We start from the raw sequence: 18,215 nt of genomic DNA, 5'->3' as shown, positions 1-18,215 counted from the left end.
AAATAAATTCCAATTATTTATCAATGATTTTTACCGCACAAAAACTTCCCGGGGAATGTCAGAATCCAGAAATTTCCGCGAGAATTTAAAATGAGATTTTTTCAAGCAGTTTGCTGCACAAGTATTGACAAAAACAGCAAAAAACCATTATAAATAATACCCCTTTTTATAAAAAAATCACATTGACTAAATCCTCTAAATATATATAATTGAAAGTTATGGATATTCAGTCGGAAAACGCACTTTGCAATGCGTTCAAGCTTATTGAAACTTGCAATATATCAGAGGCTTCTAAATTACTCGAAGCGGCGCTTCCACTGGATCTGGACGACAGCAACATTATTTTTTCAATAAAATGCTGTAGCTTCTGGATTGATACGCTGAATTCCATTTCCGGGCTTTCCAGCTTTGAGCAGGGGGAAACGCTTTTAAATCAATGGAAGCAGTTTGTCTACATAACCAGAAGGGAAAAAGAAAAAAACGAAAAGACCGTTTATTCCTTCAGAAAGGGAATTTTTTCACTTGCGCTTGAATGTTACAGCAAAGCGGCGGATGAAAAAGACAGCAGGCTGAAGTCTGAAATCCTACGGAAAACCGGGCTGTGCTACAAAAAGCTGGGGTCTTACGAAATTGCGCTCAAGCTGCTCAAGGATGCAAACTGCACACTGCCGGGGCAGGCCGCTGTTGTAGCTGAAGTTGCAGACTGCTATGCTCTGTGCGGAGAAACAAAAAATGCAAAAATGCTTTTCAGGGAAGCATTTTATATAGATGCAAAGAAAATTGATTTTTCCTTCCTGGACTCCCCGATGATAAAGGCTCTCATCGCAAAGGTCGAAGAGCTTGGATACACCGGTGAAATCCTACAGGAATGGGTTGCGGTTTATGGAGTAATACTTGATGTTTTTACAGTAAAGCGGATTCTGAGGGCGCAGGAAGTAATACATCTGCGGCAGGAAATTTTCGCAAGGGAAAGTGAAATGAAAGACCCGGGAAGCAACAAGGATGCTATAAAACCGAGGCTGCTGAATCTTTATTTTTGGCTTATAGATTATTATCTTTCATCCAAGGAAAAATCCAGCAAACTTTCAGAAATCATGCTCAAGATGAAAATTCTTGATCCTAAAATCCATGATTTGTATAGGTACGGAAACCTTTAACCGGAATTTCAAAAAATCATTTTCAGTGGTTTTTTAGAATTGATTTTGATAAAAATAAAAAATTTCCAAATTGAGGAAACATAAAAATTAGGAGCAAACATTATGTCTGAAGAACTTGAAAATTCTGTCCGCGAAATGCTGAAGGCAGAAACATGGACACGAGCCGGAATTACAAACTTCACAAAGAACAACATCGAGGAGCTTGAAAAAATCCTTGAGGAATGTAAGAGCCAGAACTGCGAGTACAGCATCAAGGATCTCTGCGATGAGCAGCTTTCGCACACAAAAGACAGTATTGTAGCTCTTTATCTTTCCGGCATGATTGCAATGCGGACAGGTTCTGTAGACACCAGCTCTCTTTATGCGCTTTTTGAAATTTTTGAAAAGAACCACAAGGAATCTCTTGTAGAATACCTGTGCACTTCAATACTTGAGGAAGACCCCCAGAACAAGCTGGCTCTCAGAAAGCTGGCGGAGTATTACAAGAATTCAAATGACGACAGAATCTGGGAACTGTATGAAAAAATCGTAAAGCTCGACTTCGAGGAAGCTGAGATGGCGCGCATTCTGGCGGAGCGGTACAACTCACAGGGAAACAGAGAAGTCGCGGTAAACTATTACAAAAAAGCCCTTCTGCGCTTTGTTTCCGCAAAGAATATCGGCTCTGCAAAATCTGTATGGTCAATTCTTGTTTCCTATATTCCGGAGGAGCTTGACTTCTTTATGCTTGTTCAGCGCAAGGTTGCAAAGACAATCAGCGAGGACAAGTCCGCAACTCTCATGCAGGAGCTTTACAAATATTACAAGGAAACTTCAAAGTGGGACACTGCAATCACAATACTGAAGCTTATTCTTGAAATTGACAGCAAGGACTCCTGGGCGCGCAAGGAAATCACAGAGTGCTTCCGCGGAAAATACGCAGACCACTCGCACCTTGAAGACTACATAAAATCCTCAAACCTCGAGCAGTCATTCCGCAATGTATTCGAGGCGATAAGCGACTTTGAAAAGCACATCGCATTCGACGCAAAGAACTATGTTTTCCACAGAACATGGGGCGTAGGAATAATCACAAAAGTTGAAGGCGACATTCTTACAATCAACTTCGGAAAGAAAACCGGAGTTCACACAATGTCACTGAAAATGGCAGTCAGCGCGCTCCAGCCTCTTGCAAAAGACCACATCAAGGTTTACAAGAAAACCGTAAAGCACGAAGAGCTTGTAAAAAAAGTGAAGTCCGATATTCCGTGGACTTTAAAAACAATCATAAAAAGCTACAACAACAACTGCGACGAAAAGCACATAAAGGCGGAGCTTGTTCCTTCAATTCTCAAAGACCAGAGCGTGTCAAAGGACGGAAAGACAAAAAGCTCAAGCGAATGGACAAGCTGGCATTCCAAGGCGCAGAAAATTCTTTCCGAAGATCCAAGTTTTGGAGTAAATCCAAACGATGTGAATTTCTACACCGTACGCGACAGGGAGCTCAGCAAATCCGAGCGGCTTGCAAATGAATTCAAGGCAAACAAGGAATTCTTCCCGAGAATCGATATAATTTCCCGCTACCTCGATGCAATAGAAGATCCTTCGGACGAGCAGTTCTCCGATATGTTCAGCTACTTTGCAAATTACCTCAAGGCATTTTCTTCAGTCAACGAGCAGACAGTGGCTTCGTACCTTGTTGTGCAGGAAATTGTAAAGAGAATTTCCGCGCTTGAAAATCCGGCTAAATTCACATTCTCACAGCTTTATTCAGAAATTGAAAATCCATCTGAAATGTACACAAAGCTCAAGGACACCAAGAACACACATCTCAAGAAAATGTTCCTTGCAAACATAAAAATGCTCCAGGACTGGGACAGCCAGTATATCAGGCTCTTCCCTACAGTGCTGGACAAAAACATCATTGCAGAAATTATTTCCGCTGATAAAAAGGAAAAGGCAGTTCATCTTGTCCAGGACATTTTCAACGACTACAGGAACAACAGGAACGCGGCAATCTATCTTATCGCTGAATGTAAGTCAGAGGACTGGTTTACTGAAGCCGGAATTTCAGAGGAAAAGCAGCTTGTAACTCTTGTAAATATAATTTCAGTCTGCTGCCGTGAAAAGAACAACCACGTCAACACTGTTGAAAACACAAAAACTATAAAGGCCGCAACTGCGCTTCTTTTCGGCGGAAAGCTGAACGAAGACAAGAATGCAATGCTCAGCTACATGCTTGCAAATTCAACCGATGTCATTACAAGAATGTACACAATGGTCAGCGACCTCACAGACCTCGAGCCAAAATACAAGGCAGCTCTGAGAAACGGAATTCTTGGCAAATACCCTGACTTCAAATTCCAGGAAGCCGAAATAAAGCAGGAAACACCAAAAGGACTTCTTGTTACAGCAAAAATGCTCGATGTCAAGCGCGCGCTTGTGGAGGACATTGAAAAAACACAGCTTCCGAAAATCGCGGAGGAAATCGCAGAAGCAAAGGCAAAGGGAGACCTCAAGGAAAATGCGGAATACCACGCCGCAATCGAAGCACAGAGCCGCCTGAATGCACAGCTTTCAAAACTCAAGGAAGAGCTTGCGCGCGCTGTTGTGTTCGATCCGAGCACAGCCACAACTTCCATTGTTTCCTTTGGCACAAAAGTTACATTCGAAAATCATCTTGAAAACAAGGATAACGTTTACACAATCCTCGGGCCGTGGGAATCGAATGTTGACGAAGGAATCATCTCCTACCTTTCACCGCTGGGCAACAACCTGCTTGACATGAAGAAAGGAGAGCGCAGAACCTTTACAATCAACGAGCATAAATATGATTTCACTGTGAAATCAATAGAGGCTGCTGGAGTTTAAAAAACGGAGCTGGCAAAACAATGTCCATAAATGAAAATTCATTTTTAAGACTTTCACCGCATGTCGGAATGTTCTGCCACTCTACAAACATAGGAGTTGTTTTCAGCGGAAATGAAATTTTCCTTATAGACTCAGGACAGTCTGAGGAAGACGGAAAATTCATTGCTGAAACACTCCAAGTCCTTTTTCCCGGAAAAAAAATAAAGGCTGTAATTCACACACATTCACACGCTGACCACTGCGGAGGCTCGCTGTACCTTAAAAAGAACTGCGGAGCGCAGCTTTGGGCTTCGGCGGAGGCTGCCCGGATAATGGAAATTCCCGCGCTGACAGGAGCGATATACTGCGGAGGGGCTTTGCTAAAGGAATTCGATATTCCGCAATTTACACCGCAGCCGATTTTTTCAGACAGAATTCTGGGCGAAGAAACAATCATGGCGGACGATGTTTCCATGACATTTTATTTTCTTCCCGGGCATTTTTTTGGGCAGATTGGAATCCTTGTCCGGGACATCAGCTGCGGAACACTTTCGTTTTTTCTAGGCGACAGTTTTTTTGGCGCTGAGCTTCTGAACAAAACATGGATTCCCTTTCTCTGCAATCAAAAGGAATTCAGGCAGTCAGTCCGAAAAATCGCCTCGATAAAATCTGATTTTTACATTCCCGGCCACGGCTCAAAATGCACGCTTGAAGCAATAAATGCGCTTGCGGAAATAAACATAATGGTGACCTATGAATTCGAGTCGCTCATTCTGAAAAAAATCAGGGAAGGATTCTGCACAACGGAATTACTTTTAAAAGCCGTCGCAGACTATTCATCAATAAAAATGAAAGTCGTTCCCTTTTATCTGATAGGCGCAACCCTGCGCTCCTACCTTTCCTGCATGGAACACGAAGGCAAAATCAGATGCGAAATTATAGACAACAAACTTTTTTGGAGAATTTAAAATGACAAAACAGGAACTTGCAAAATTCATAGACCAGACGCTTCTTTCTCCCGAAGCAACAAAAAAACAGGCAGAGGATTTCTGCAAAACGGCAAAGGAATACGGATTTGCAAGTGTCTGCATAAATCCAGTTTTTGTTCCGCTGGCAGCGCAGATTCTTTCAGGCTCGCAAACCAAAGTCTGCACCGTCATAGATTTTCCGCTTGGAGCAGGCGGACTGGAAACAAAACTTTCACAGGCGGACATTGCAGTGACAGGCGGAGCTTCCGAGCTTGATTTTGTATGCGACCTTGGACTTGTAAAAGCGCAGGACTGGAAAACACTCGCCGCTCAGCTTTCCGCAATTACAAAAAGTGTCAGGGAAGCCGCAATGTTCTCAGAGCAGGAAAAATCAATCGTCACCAAACTGATTCTGGAAACAACACTTTTGTCAGATGAAGAAATTATAAATGCATGTATCTGCGCAAAGGATTCCGGGTTTGACTTTGTAAAAACATCGACAGGATTTTCAATGAAAAAGCCAAACGGCGCATCAGTTCATGCAGTGGAACTTATGCGGAAAACAGTCGGAAACACAATGGGCGTAAAAGCCAGCGGAGGAATTCACACTGCGGAAGAAGCCTTGCAGTTTATTCAGGCCGGAGCAAACCGAATCGGCTCAAGCTCAGGAATTCAAATCGTAGAAGGGCTTAAGGAAAGCTAAAAAATCAACGGCCGCTTTTTTTGGCCTGCTTTCTTACCCTTTCTATTATCTTCAAGGTTTCAGTAACCAGTCTGCCTATTTCCTCGAAATTTTCTGTTATCGCAATTTTGTAGAACACCCATGTGCCTTTTTTTTCAGACTTTAAAAAACCTGAATCCTTAAGAATTTTCAAATGATGCGATATGGCAGGCCGGGAAAGGTTGGACTTGGCAGTTAAATCCATAACGCTGATTCCGTTTTCACCGGCGTCAGCAATATCCAAAAGCAGCTTCTGCCGCACACTGTCGCCAAGAGCTATAAAAAAAGGACCGCACTTTGAAAACATTTCATGCACTTTTTTTAATTCAGTTTTAGTTATAGGCATTTTTTTACAAGCTCCTTTTGCTGCATTGAATTTTCTATCTGAAATTTGGAACTCCAATTCCTAGAGATGTCTATTAAATTTAATAACAAACATGCCCATCAGTCAAGTATCATGACAGTGAATTACCTGCATTTTTTGTTAAAGAACAACTATAAAACATTCAATTTTTGCGACAAATTTTCAAATTTTCATAAGTTTAAATAATTAAACTTTTTTTCATAAAAGTATTGAATTTAATAAAAAATAGAGTATATTTATTTTAGCAGAAAAAACTGAAAACTAACTTTGCAAAATATCTGCATTTTATTGGAGATTTTATGAACCAAAAATTTCTAAAAAGCTTTTTTAAGCATCCGTGGATTATCATAGCCACAACAGTGATTATCACAGGATTCTTTGGAGTGTTCCTTAAAAATCTTGCTCTTGAGAATTCACTTCGCTCATTCTTTCCGCAAAAGGACAAATCCTATGCCCTGCTCACAGAAACAGAAGATGAATTCGGAAGCATGCTTTCAATAGGAATAATACTTGAAACAAAAAGCGGCACCACAATACTTACGCCGGAATACATTGAAGTTACAAGGAAAATCACAGACAGGCTGCTTGAGCTTCCTGAAGTTGAGGACATTGATTCCGTCTCGCACATCGATTATGTCTGCGACGAAAACGGCTCGATTTCTGCAACACAGTTAATTCCAGACACCTACACAGGTTCTGAGCAGGATATTTTTCAGCTGAAGTCACGTATCATGGAATGGCATGATATGTACAACCGTGTAATTGTGAATGATGACTGCACAGGAATGCAGATGCAGATTTCACTCCGCCCAAAAAGCGATGAAACAATTTTGCTTGAAGAAAACCAGGCACGGCTCTATGAACTTCTGCAGCAGAGAAAAACAGCGGAAAACAAATCCGAAATAAACAATGAAATCAGCCAGGTAAAATCAAATATAAAAACTGCAAAGTCCGAAATCAGAAAACTCGGCACTGACATCATGCGGCAGCAGAAAGTCCTTTCAAAAGTAAAGGGAATTGTAAATGAAGAAACTGACGGGCATCACCTCAATGTTATTTTTGTAGGAGAGCCTGTTCTTTCTGATGAATCAAAGCAGTTTATGATTTCTGATCTTTTAGTGCTGATTCCTCTTGTAATAGTAATAGTTTTATGCTCGCTGTACATAAGTTTCAGAACGTTGACGGGTATGCTGCTTCCGCTTTGCACTGTTTTAATGTCAACTTTGATTTCTGTTGGAATGATGGGATTTTTCGGAGTGACATTCACATTGATTGCAAGCGTTATTCCAGTTGCTTTAATTGCGGTCGGTTCGGCATACGGAATTCATGTTCTTTCGCACTATTACATTGCCATAAAAAATGTTGAAGGAGAAATGACAAAAGAAAAATACGAGGACTGTATTTTCTCCGGACTGAACGAAGTTTTTGTCGCTGTTCTTCTTGCAGGAATCACCACCATTGTTGGCTTCATATCACTTGTAACAAGTCCGCTCGGACCGCTGCATAGTTTTGCTGTATTCACTGCGCTCGGAGTTTTCATTTCGCTTTTCCTTTCAATAACATTTATTCCCGCAGTTCTTCTTTTAAAAGACTACAGAAAGGCAATAAAAAAAGAACGCAGCATTGACAAGCTCACCGCAAAGGTAAAGGCAAAAATGGAAAAAGCCAAACGCCGCCTTGAGCTTGCAAGAATTCAGCGCGGAGGAAAAACAGAAGAGGAAGCCAGAAGCGATACATTGTATTTAATCTACAGATTTTTCTGCGGATCCACTTCAAGGCTTGTGCTGACTTCAATAGCTATAATCACACTTTCGTTCGTTGGTCTTAGAATGTTGAAAATAGACACTGCGCTCATAAACTACTTTCCCAAAAACTGTAGTTTCCGCAAGGATGTTGATTACATAGACCAGAATTACGCCGGCTCAAACAGCCTGTTCTTTATAATCAAGGGACAGGAAAAAGGAGACGTTTCAAATCCTGAGCTATTGAAGGCTGTGGACAACATGGAGCATTACCTTTACTCAAGGCATGAGAACATCGGCAAAATTATTTCATTCACAACATTCATAAAAAAAATAAATCAGGTTTGGCATGTTCCGGGTGCGCAGGCTGCATCCTATAGCGAAGAACCAGAAAGCAGCTCCGGATTTGAAGACGGCTGGGACAACTGGGGCTATGAGGAAAATGAAACTTCTGCTGAAGAAAATGACAACTGGGACAGCTGGGGAACAGAAGAAGAGAGCAGCCAGACAACAGCCGCCGCCCCTGTGGATTTTATTGATCCGAATATCGCCTATGCTTCACAGCTTGAACAGACAATGACAGTAAAGCAAATTCTTGAGCTACTTAACAATGCCTACATCAAAGCCGGCGGACAGTATGCAAGCGTTGAAGAAATTGTCAGCCAGCTTATGCAGGAAATGAACTATAACGGAAGCGCATATTATGAAATTCCGTACAGCACTTCAAAATATCCGGTTGCATCCAAAGAGGAACTTAAAAATGTTGTTGAAAACTACCTCACACTTTTAAGCGGCTCGCTCGACAGATTTATTGACGATGATATGAATCCAAAGGAAATGCGCATTACCTGTCAGCTCAGAAGTCATTCATCGGAAGAAAGCGGTGTGATAATTGCAGATGCCAAAAATTATGCGGCGGAACATTTTCCTGCGGGCTATACATTTGAAGCAACAGGCTCAGCGCAGATGGAACACAGAATGACAAGCATGATTCTTTCAAGCCAGATAACAAGCCTTGCATTGTCGCTGTTTTCCGTGTTCCTGATTATCGCAGTTTCGTTCAGATCATGCTGGGCAGGAATTCTTGGAGCGCTTCCGCTTTTGTTTTCAATTCTTCTGAACTATATGACGATGGGATTCTATGGAATCAACCTTGACTTTATAACAAGCATTATAGCTTCTGTGGCAGTCGGAGTTGGCATTGACTATACAATTCACTTTATGACAACCTACAGGGAAGAAAGACATAAGAGCGATAACACTGTTGAAGTTCTTAAAGAAACCTTCAAAAAAAGCGGCCGCGGAATTCTTACAAATGCCATTGCCGTTGGACTTGGATTTCTTGTTTTAACACTTTCAAAATTTATCGTTCTGCGGTATATCGGAATTCTGGTAGCAATCGTAATGTTCACATCAAGCTTCCTTGCAATGACCATTATCCCCGGAATTTTAAATCTTACAGATCCAAAATTCATGCAGCCGAGAAAAAAATAAAACACTGGATAATCCAGAAAAAATATGGAGGACAAAATGAGATTAACATTGAAAACATTAACACTTGCAGCGGCATTTGCTGCAGCAGTATCAGCATTTGCAGACGAGCGCGGCGATAAAATCATGCAGCGGACACACGATATTGCAAAGCCAAACTACAGCCGCTCACAGGTTGTAATGACACTGACTGACAAAAACGGAAGCACAGAGCAGAGAAATATATTGCAGTACGGCCGGAACAAAAATGACATAACAAGCACTGTCATGGATTTCCGTTCTCCTGCAAATATAAAGGACACACGCTTTCTTCAAATTGAAAATAAAAATGCCGCGGATGACAAGTGGATTTATCTTCCTGCGCTGAAAAACACAAGGCGCGTAAATTCAAGCGAAGGCTCAAAATCCTTCATGGGAACTGATGCAACCTACGACGATCTTTCCACCCGTGAAATGGAAGAGGACACTCATGAATTTATAAAGGAAGACACAAAGAACGGATTCGACTGCGAAGTTGTAAAAAACGTTCCTATTGATCCAAAAAGCAGCCAATACAGCTACAGACTTGTGTGGGTCGATAAAGCCACGGACTGTCCGGTTTACACGGAATTTTTTGACAAGAACGGAAAGCTTGTAAAAATCCTGAATGTTTATAAGATTGAAAATATCGACGGATTTAATATTCCAATGGAAAACAAGCTTGAAAATATTCAGGAAAAACATTCAACTTACATCAAAATTATAAGAATAGATGTAAAGGCGAATCTCAGTGACAAAATCTTCACCCAGGATTTTCTTAACACAGGAAAATTCTAAAACAGGATACAATGGCAACCTCTGAAATTCATTCCAAAGATTTTAGAGGTTCAGGCGAGTTTTAAGCTGTTGCAATAAAGAAAATTAAATCCGGCTGCGATACTTTATGCAAACAACACGGCTCGCCATTTGTATTCAGACTGCTGATTCCATTCTGACTTTTACGGGAGCTTTTCATGAAAAAAATAATTTTTGCAGCGGCGGCAATTTTATGTTCAGCTGCTTATTCACAGGATTTTGACGACTGGGGAACTTTTCCGGACGGCACAGGAAATTTCCAGGAATCAGGACCGTCAATTACATTCAATGCTGAAGGCGAACTAAAATGCAGAATGTATCTTGACAAACCGGAATACGAAGGTCAAAAAGATTCAGACTATGATTCGATTTCAGATTTCCCCGTTACATCTATTCCGTCTGCAAAAATTTCTGCCAGCCTTTCAGATTCAAATCTGGATGCAGAAATCCACTTGAAATTCGACGAAGATACAATCAAGGATTATCCGCAGGACATCATAGACGAAATGACAATCCGGGGCTACTTTGGAAACTGCAAGCTTGAAGCTGGAAAAATGAAAGTTGTCTGGGGAAAAGGCGACAAGCTTCACGTTCTCGACAATTTCAATGCAGACGACTACACGGATTTTATCATGCCGGACTACATTGACCGCAGGCTAAGCACCCCGATGCTCAGAGCTATATATTCATTTGAAAAAAATGATCTTCGCCTTGAAGGAATCTGGACTCCGTACATGGAAAAAGACAGATTCGCTGAAGAAGGCATCTGGACACCTGCCGCCTACACAACCCTGTCATCGAATATAAAGAAAATCGTTTCCGGCTGGGATATTGAAAAAGCCGCGCAATTCAAAGAGGATTCAATCTACCCCGACACAGAAAAACTGAAATACACACAGGCAGGACTCAGGCTCACCGGGACAACCGGTGCTGTTGACTGGGGCGTGAGCTACTACTACGGACATTACAAGCAGCCTTCCGCAGATTTCAGCAGAACACTCGCATCGGCCGGAACTGAAACACCTTCCCTTGACTACGACTGGAAACAGACATTTGGAGTCGAAGCCGCAACCGTAGCAGGAAGATTCAACCTGCGCGGAGAATTCGCCTACAACCTGACAGATGACATCGAAGGAAACGATCCATGGGTGCGAAACAACAGCATCGCCTGGCTTGCAGGATTTGACTTTGATATTCCGGTCAGCAATATAAACATAAACATACAGGAAACAGGAACTTTTATTTTCAAGGGAAACAAAATCAAAGACACCAAGGAAATTTCTGTGCAGGGAAAAAAAATACCGGTTTCAAAATATTATGATGTAGACTATGACGAGGCCGGATATACCAACAACAAGCTTGTCTTTAAAATCGAAGACTCGTGGATGAACAGCAGAATTGTACCGGAAATTACAACGCTTTGGGGAATCGAGCGCGGCGACCTTATTGTCCAGCCAAAAATCGCATATAAGCCAAATGGAAATCTGACGATGACTCTAAGCGGAATGTATATCCACTGCAAGGATAAAGACAGCGAATTCTATGAGTGGGAAGACAACAGTCTGATCAACATAGGAATCAACTGCAAATTTTAAAAAGAAAAATTCAGCATGAACCAGGCTGAACTTGTGTCTGGCTCATGTCTGCATCAATCAGTTCAGCAGAGCAGTCTGTTTCCTTTCCGCTTCTTATAAAGGACTCAAGCGCACAGCCAATCTTAACACGCACAGCTGTTCCGGCGGTCAATTTTTTTTCAGACTGAAATTCCACGTGCAAAAAATTTTCTGTAACAGCGCGAAAAACAGTTTTGCCTTCCGCAGTTTTTGAAATTCTTTTTTCCACAATCGCGCCGACATTTTTTCCTGCAAAGCTTTTTATATATGAAATTTTTCCTGCAACGGCAATTTCTGAAAGCCATTTGACACGCTCGGTTTTTATCCGCTCTGGAATTTTCCCAGGCATTGAAAATGCTTCTGTTCCCGGACGCGGTGAAAAGGGGAACGCGTGAATCCAGGCAAAATTCAGTTTTTCACACAGAGCTTTGGTTTGCTCAAAGTCAGATTCAGTTTCCCCCGGAAAGCCTGCGATTATATCACAGGAAATGAACGGCAGCTCCTTGAATTTTCGCAGAAGGAACACCGCGTTTTCCACCTGCACACGGCTATAGGGTCTGCGCATTGAATGTAAAACAGAATCGCTCCCGGACTGAATGCTCAAATGAAAAAAAGGCTGAATTCTGCGGTCAGCAAGAACCCTGCACAAATCCTCTGTAATATGCTGCGGATAAAAAGAAGAAATTCTGAATTTTACTTTTTCAGTGCCGGAAAGAAGAAATAAAAGCAGAGCCTTAAAATCAAAAACATCCCCGGACTCAGTTTTTCCGGCATACTGGCTCAGATTCACACCGGTAAGCACAATTTCCGCAATACCGTTTTTTTCTATTTCCCGGGCGCGCTCCAGAACTTTTTCAGGCTCAAGTGAAACCGAGGCTCCTCTTGCAAAATGAATTGCGCAAAATGAACAGGAATTATTGCAGCCGTCCTGAATTTTCAGTGTGGCGCGGCTGTGCTTTTCAAAAACCGGAGTATACAGCGCAAAAGGATTTACCGCCGCCGGGATTTTCTTTTCAGGGGAAATTTTCCTGAGCAAAAGAAATTTTTTTTCAACAAATGACAGGAGCGACCCAGCGCTGAATTTTCCGGCTGCAAAATCAAGCTCACCTCCGTTCATGGCCGCTGCAATTTCCTTCAGAATATATTTCTGTGTGCCGGGAATTACAATCAGCCTGCCCGGTGAAATCGCAAGCAATTCAGGCGCGCCAAGCTCGGCATAGCACCCGGTTACAATCAGAGGGGCTTCGGGGAATTTTTCAAGGAGCAGCCTGATGATTCTGCGGGCCTTTTGCTCAGCTTTTCCAGTGACAGTGCAGGTGTTCACCACAGACAAAATCACACCGCAGGAAATTTCAGAGCCTGAAGAAACCGGCGTCAAATCAGAAAAAAATCCCGCATCAGAAAACGCTCTGGCGGCACCTTCCGTTTCGTCCTGATTAAGCCTGCACCCTAAAGTTTCAAAATGAACAGTTCCTTTCATGAATTAAAGCTAAAGCCGGGTCTGGCATCTGCTCTTTCCCTGGACAGCATCATAATACTGGGCATTCAGGCCAAGCGCTCTGTCATAGGCGGCAATGGCATTCTTGTAATCGCCGCACATTTCCCTCGCATATCCAAGGCGTGTCCACCAGTGCGCGCTGTAGGTCGGCTCGTATTTCACTGCGGTTGTAAAAGAAATATCCGCGTGCTCATATTTTGTCTGGCGGACAAAAATTTCACCCATGTAATAATAAGCAGTTCCAAGCCTGGCGGCAGTTTCCGAAGAATTAGCGACATAACGCTGGAACATATCAAGGGCTTCCGCATTTTTTCCAAGATAGAATTTCGCCTCGCCCAAAACTTCAATCAAGCGGATGTCATAGGCATTGATTTTTCTGGCTTCTATAGCCCTCTGCTCAGCTTCCTTGTACTGCTTGTTTCCAACCAAAGACCAGCACAGCACGGCATAAGAATCCATGTTATTCGGATTGGCAGAAAGCTCGCTCTCGCAGACAGACACAGCTTCCTTGTATTTTCCCTCGCGGTATAATTTCAGAGCGTCCGGACGGGCTGTCTGTGAAAAAGCCGCCGAAGCAAAAAAAACAAATAAAAAAAACAGAGTATTTATTTTTCCAGTCATATATCACCTTGAAAGCATTACATCTCAGACATTGAGCATTTTCCCGAAAACACAGACCCCGGCTCAAGAACCACCTGAGCAGAGGAAATATCGCCTATAACAGAGCCGGTTGAAGCAACGTAAACAAGCTTTCTGCCGTTTATATTCCCTACAACTTTTCCGCGCACAAGAACACGGTCAGTGGAAATATCCGCATTGACTTCGGCATTTGTGTCAATAAGCAAATCGCTTGAAGCTTCAATCGTGCCGCTCATCCTGCCCCTTATCATAAAAGGCTTGGTAAAACGAATATTTCCAGTGAAAGAAATATCACTAGCCATAACAGTATCAAAATCTTCTTCGTCTGTATCAAACGGCTTTGAATCTTTTATTTCGTACATTTCTTTATTTTATTGATGAAGCGCAATGAAGTCAATGCGGCAGCAAAAAAAAAGACACCGCCTTTTTCCGGCAGTGCCATTAATTCCTCCGAACAAAAACAGCCAGCCTCGGAAATATTTCAAGGCCAGCCGATTATTCAGCAATCAGTATTCCTGCGCATCAGACTTCTTGAAGAATGAAGACGAACCGCTTCTCTGTGTTGCAGTGTGAACACCGGCTCTTGCATGGGAACCGCCGCGGAAACCGCCTCTGTCCCTGTCACGGTCACGGCGTCCGCCAAAATCTCTGTCGCGGCCAAAACCACGATCTCTTCCGCGTCCGCCTCTTCTTGAGCCGCGGTCACGTCCAAATGAATCACGGTCGCCAAGCCCGGCTCCTGTAACCTTTGTATCAAGATGCATGTGCGGCAAAGAACGGTCGCGCTCTGAAAGCTCTATTGCCTTTCGTCCATCGTCAGCCGGAAGAGTGAGCAGGCAGAATTTGTCGGCCATGTCAATGGCATCAACCTTGCGCCCCGGAACACCGAGCAAATCATGGAAGAAATCCGCAATTTTTCTTGGATTATATCCATCATCCCAGCCCATCTGAACATAAAGCCTGAGCTGATCCTCGCCGACAAAAGCATCTCCGCCTCTTCTTGAACCGCGCTCACGACGTCCGCCGCGATCCCTGTCACGGCCTTTTTCAACTGAATAGCTGTTGATTTTTCCATAGCGGTTTTTGTTCAACATTCCGCCATAAGAAACAGCAAGCAAAGAAGCAACCACTTCCTCAGGATTCTGGCCGCTGCAAAGCTCTTCAGCAAATCTGTCAAAAATAGGATCGCCCTTTCTCAGGTGCGGAAGCTTTTCCTCTGAAGAAGATTCGTCATTTTCAGAAACTGAATCGGCCGCTTCAGAATGAACACGGTCAAGTCCGAGCTTGTTTTTTATATCAGAGAACAGGCGGCTCTTCTTTGCTTCAAGAACTTCTTCTATAGAAGGAACCTTGTCCTCAACCATTTCTCCCTTGGAGCTTTTCTTAACTGTATTGATAAGATAATTAAGCTTTCTGCGAGTTTCCTCCGGCTTCACAAAAGTAACAGCCATACCGGCAGCACCGGCGCGTCCAGTACGTCCAATGCGGTGAACATAAGTCGGGCCGTCAAAAGGAAGCTCGTAGTTTACAACATGGGTAACACCTTCAATATCAATTCCGCGCGCAGCAACATCAGTCGCAACAAGAATTCTGGTTTTCTTTGAGCGGAAGCGTGCAAGAATTTTCTCGCGCTGTCCCTGCGGAATATCACCGTGAAGGGCGGCCGCCTCGTATCCTCTTTCGTCAAGCGACTTTGAAACATAATCCGCATCTGATTTTCTCTGGACAAATACAAGCCCGAAAAAGTCAGGCGAAATATCTATAAGGCGCACCAGAGCTTCTATTTTTTCGCTCTCACGCAAAACCCAATATTTCTGTTCGATTAAAAGAGGCTCCTCTTCAAAGCCTTCCTCTTCCACAATCTCGTATTCACCCATAAAACGCTGGGCGATTTTCAGAATTTCCTTTGGAACAGTCGCGCTGAACAGGAGAACACGGCAATCCTGGTTCGCACATTCAAAAATATTCTCAATGTCCTCGATGAATCCCATGTCGAGCATTTCATCGCCTTCATCAAGAATAAAATAGTCGATTTTGCTGATATCAAGAACACCGCGGTCAATCAAATCCTGAACACGGCCAGGAGTTCCGACAACAATTTCAACACCGCGCCGCAGAGCCCTCATCTGCTCGCCCATTGAAGCACCGCCGTAAACAACCGCAGTGCGAGGATATTTTCCTGTTGTGAACGAAGCCATTTCTGTGGCGGTCTGCATTGCAAGCTCGCGTGTAGGCTCAAGTATTATAGCGCGCACATGGTCGCTTTCCTCGCGCAGATCCTGAACAAGCGGAAGTCCGAACGCAGCGGTTTTTCCAGTTCCAGTGCGGGCCTTTGCAATTACATTCGCATCGCCGTTCAAAAGCCTTGGAATTGCAAGAACCTGAATCGGCGAAGGAACTTTAAAGCCCTTTCTTTCTATAGCGGCAAGTGTGATTTCATCAAGACCGAGGTCTGCGAACGAAATTGTCTCCGGCTCAGCTGCTGAAGTGTCTGTTTTTTCAGCAGAAACCTGTGAATCCTCTGAGGGCATAATACCCCCGTCAATTTTTTCTTCTAAATCTTCCATAAACGATCCCTTTTCCTTACATGAAAGACCGGAACCGCTTGAAAATATCTGTTTTTACTTGATTTTCCTTTTTACCTGGCAAAGCCTAAGAAGCGGCTGCAATCTGACATGCTTATGATATAAAATGTATGCAAAGTATATAAAACTTTTCAATTCTATTCAAGTAAAAAAGCATAAAAACGCAAAAAATGTTAAAAAACTGCTGATTAATCACCAAAAACACTCAGGCTCGCCCAGAAAAAACACAATTTTTCCAAAGTTTTCTTATAAATTTCCGTCAAAACGCGCAGAAAATTTTTTTTCTGATAAATAAAGATATTGATGAAAAGAAAAACAATCTTTCTTGCTGTTATTTTTTTTCCGCTCGCCTGCCATGCCCAAATCGAATTCTACTCGGGGAGCACCTTCAAATTTCCGCTGAAGGAAGAAAAGGGAAACGGCACAGTGAAATACGACACCGGGGCAAAATTCCACTTCGGAAATGTCAGCGCAGCATGGATTTCAGGGATCGGCACTGAAACATTCCACAGCATAGCAAGCTCCAGCCCCTCGGAATTTGAAAAGCTCCAAAAATACCGCTACGGCGTAAAATACAGGCTCCCGCTAAAAGACGTGAACATGGACTTTCTCGCCGGCACACTGTGCTTTTCCCAGGGAATTTCCAGACTGCGGCGGCCCAGCTTTTATATTCCCGGCGCGCTCAAAGAGCCTTCCCTGCTTGCACCCGGAATTTCCCCTGCCCTGCCCTCATGGACTTCTGGCAAAACCCCGGCGGCGGCATCAGCAGTTTTTTCTCCGGCAAAAAGACATTCGGTTTTACCAACGCTTCAGTTTTCGGTTCTGGAAACCGAGGAAGTCTACGCCTCCGTCTTTAAAAGATTCAGCGCCCCGTTCATTCCCAGCGCAAGCATATCATTTTCCGGGGGACTTTTTGAGTACGGCAGGGAAAACACAACATCATGGTTTCAAAAACAGCGGGCTTTTACAACAGAAAAACGCGCCGCCCTTGAAACCGAGGCAAATCTTGTGTTTCCGCACTTAAGAATTTCAACCGCGGCGGGAATCCATGAAAGCCCCTTTGGCGGAAACTGCTGCTGGGCAAGGTCGCAGAATTTTATCCTGCTTCAGGACTTTACGCTGCACTTCTTCTATTATATAGCAGATGCTCCGCTCATCACCGCGGACAGAACAGAAAGCCGGACAAAGCGCCAGGCAGGAATAAATCCGCAGTACACGTTCTGGTTCGGAAAAACTTCGGCAGACACGGGGCTTCTCTTTTACACCGCAGAAAAACTCACGGACAAAACAATCCCGGAAACCGTAAAAGACCACGGCACAAAGGCGGCGTTAAACATTTCAAGCGGAATATTCAGACTTTCATCCAGCGCAGGCATAATCCACTACGGAGAAAGCGGCGGAAAAGAAAAATCCGCACAGCTTAAGCTGAACTGGAAACTCAGAAATTTTTCCGCGGCGGCAAACTGCTCCTATAAAAAAGAAGAAAACGGAAAACAAACAGGCACATTCACCGCTGGAATTTATCCGCAGAAAATTCTCATGACACAGGCATCAGCAGGGCTTTCGCTTTCGGAGCTGAACGGAAACTTTCAACTCACCCCTACCGCCGGTGTAGGATTCAAGGGAGGAAACAAAAAAATCAAATGGAATATAAAGACAACGTTTACAGGAAGCCTCGAAAAATAGATTTAAAACTTTCTGCGGATTTTCAGAGCCGCCCTGAAATGCTTCAATTTTCCCGATGTTTTTTTAAAGTTTTGTCAAAACAGCATAA

14 protein-coding genes are annotated in these 18,215 nt (G+C 43.3%); 9 read left to right on the top strand and 5 right to left on the bottom strand.

The window, feature by feature from the left end; genetic code table 11:
- Positions 1-218: 218 nt before the first annotated feature.
- The 4 genes from ACI4L0_RS11220 to deoC all read left to right on the top strand — a co-directional run bounded on the left by ACI4L0_RS11220 (position 219) and on the right by deoC (position 5,657).
- Positions 219-1,157 carry a hypothetical protein gene (locus ACI4L0_RS11220; protein WP_439800260.1) on the top strand — a complete coding sequence of 313 codons (939 nt, stop codon included), beginning with the start codon at positions 219-221 and terminating at the stop codon, positions 1,155-1,157.
- A gap of 102 nt (positions 1,158-1,259) precedes the next feature.
- Positions 1,260-4,007, top strand: a complete 2,748-nt coding sequence (greA, locus tag ACI4L0_RS11215) for a transcription elongation factor GreA (protein WP_439800259.1) — start codon at positions 1,260-1,262, stop codon at positions 4,005-4,007.
- 20 nt (positions 4,008-4,027) lie between these two features.
- Complete coding sequence (locus ACI4L0_RS11210) at positions 4,028-4,954, top strand: MBL fold metallo-hydrolase (RefSeq protein WP_439800258.1); 927 nt, start codon at positions 4,028-4,030, stop codon at positions 4,952-4,954.
- Between the two features lies 1 nt (position 4,955).
- Positions 4,956-5,657 (top strand): deoxyribose-phosphate aldolase, encoded by a 702-nt coding sequence (gene deoC / locus ACI4L0_RS11205; RefSeq protein WP_439800257.1) that lies wholly within the window; start codon positions 4,956-4,958, stop codon positions 5,655-5,657.
- Positions 5,658-5,661: 4 nt separating this feature from the next.
- Here the strand turns inward: deoC and ACI4L0_RS11200 are convergent, their stop codons facing one another.
- Positions 5,662-6,021, bottom strand: a complete 360-nt coding sequence (locus ACI4L0_RS11200; protein WP_439800256.1) for an ArsR/SmtB family transcription factor — start codon at positions 6,019-6,021, stop codon at positions 5,662-5,664.
- A gap of 317 nt (positions 6,022-6,338) precedes the next feature.
- On the opposite strand from ACI4L0_RS11200, the gene ACI4L0_RS11195 reads away from it, so the two are divergent.
- The 3 genes from ACI4L0_RS11195 (at position 6,339) to ACI4L0_RS11185 (ending at position 11,701) form a co-directional block, all read left to right on the top strand.
- The gene (locus ACI4L0_RS11195; RefSeq protein ID WP_439800255.1) at positions 6,339-9,275 is read left to right on the top strand and encodes an efflux RND transporter permease subunit; all 2,937 of its coding nucleotides are present in this window, start codon (positions 6,339-6,341) and stop codon (positions 9,273-9,275) included.
- A gap of 36 nt (positions 9,276-9,311) precedes the next feature.
- Positions 9,312-10,088, top strand: coding sequence for an outer membrane lipoprotein-sorting protein (locus ACI4L0_RS11190; RefSeq protein WP_439800254.1), 777 nt, complete (start codon positions 9,312-9,314; stop codon positions 10,086-10,088).
- A gap of 176 nt (positions 10,089-10,264) precedes the next feature.
- Positions 10,265-11,701, top strand: coding sequence for a hypothetical protein (locus ACI4L0_RS11185; RefSeq protein WP_439800253.1), 1,437 nt, complete (start codon positions 10,265-10,267; stop codon positions 11,699-11,701).
- A 10-nt stretch (positions 11,702-11,711) separates the two neighbouring features.
- Here ACI4L0_RS11185 and mtaB read toward each other — a convergent pair whose 3' ends face one another.
- Genes mtaB through ACI4L0_RS11170 form a run of 3 tightly spaced genes read right to left on the bottom strand, consistent with a single transcriptional unit; the run spans position 11,712 to position 14,218 of the window.
- Positions 11,712-13,199 (bottom strand): tRNA (N(6)-L-threonylcarbamoyladenosine(37)-C(2))-methylthiotransferase MtaB, encoded by a 1,488-nt coding sequence (gene mtaB / locus ACI4L0_RS11180; RefSeq protein WP_439800252.1) that lies wholly within the window; start codon positions 13,197-13,199, stop codon positions 11,712-11,714.
- Between the two features lie 9 nt (positions 13,200-13,208).
- On the bottom strand, positions 13,209-13,838 hold the full coding sequence (locus ACI4L0_RS11175) for a tetratricopeptide repeat protein (protein ID WP_439800251.1): 630 nt from the start codon (positions 13,836-13,838) through the stop codon (positions 13,209-13,211).
- A 17-nt stretch (positions 13,839-13,855) separates the two neighbouring features.
- Positions 13,856-14,218, bottom strand: coding sequence for a bactofilin family protein (locus ACI4L0_RS11170; protein WP_439800250.1), 363 nt, complete (start codon positions 14,216-14,218; stop codon positions 13,856-13,858).
- A gap of 15 nt (positions 14,219-14,233) precedes the next feature.
- On the opposite strand from ACI4L0_RS11170, the gene ACI4L0_RS11165 reads away from it, so the two are divergent.
- Entirely contained in the window at positions 14,234-14,398 is a 165-nt protein-coding gene (locus ACI4L0_RS11165) for a hypothetical protein (RefSeq protein WP_439800249.1), read from the top strand.
- On the opposite strand, the gene ACI4L0_RS11160 is transcribed toward ACI4L0_RS11165, so the two are convergent.
- Positions 14,363-16,387, bottom strand: a complete 2,025-nt coding sequence (locus ACI4L0_RS11160; protein WP_439800334.1) for a DEAD/DEAH box helicase — start codon at positions 16,385-16,387, stop codon at positions 14,363-14,365. The genes ACI4L0_RS11165 and ACI4L0_RS11160 overlap by 36 nt on opposite strands.
- A gap of 357 nt (positions 16,388-16,744) precedes the next feature.
- On the opposite strand from ACI4L0_RS11160, the gene ACI4L0_RS11155 reads away from it, so the two are divergent.
- Positions 16,745-18,127, top strand: coding sequence for a hypothetical protein (locus ACI4L0_RS11155; protein ID WP_439800248.1), 1,383 nt, complete (start codon positions 16,745-16,747; stop codon positions 18,125-18,127).
- The last annotated feature ends 88 nt before the right edge of the window (positions 18,128-18,215 follow it).

This window comes from Treponema sp., assembly GCF_051883275.1.
In the GTDB taxonomy this organism is placed as follows: domain Bacteria; phylum Spirochaetota; class Spirochaetia; order Treponematales; family Treponemataceae; genus Treponema_D.
The sequence above is the reverse complement of the archived record's forward strand: the minus strand, read 5'-3'. Positions and strand labels throughout refer to the sequence as shown.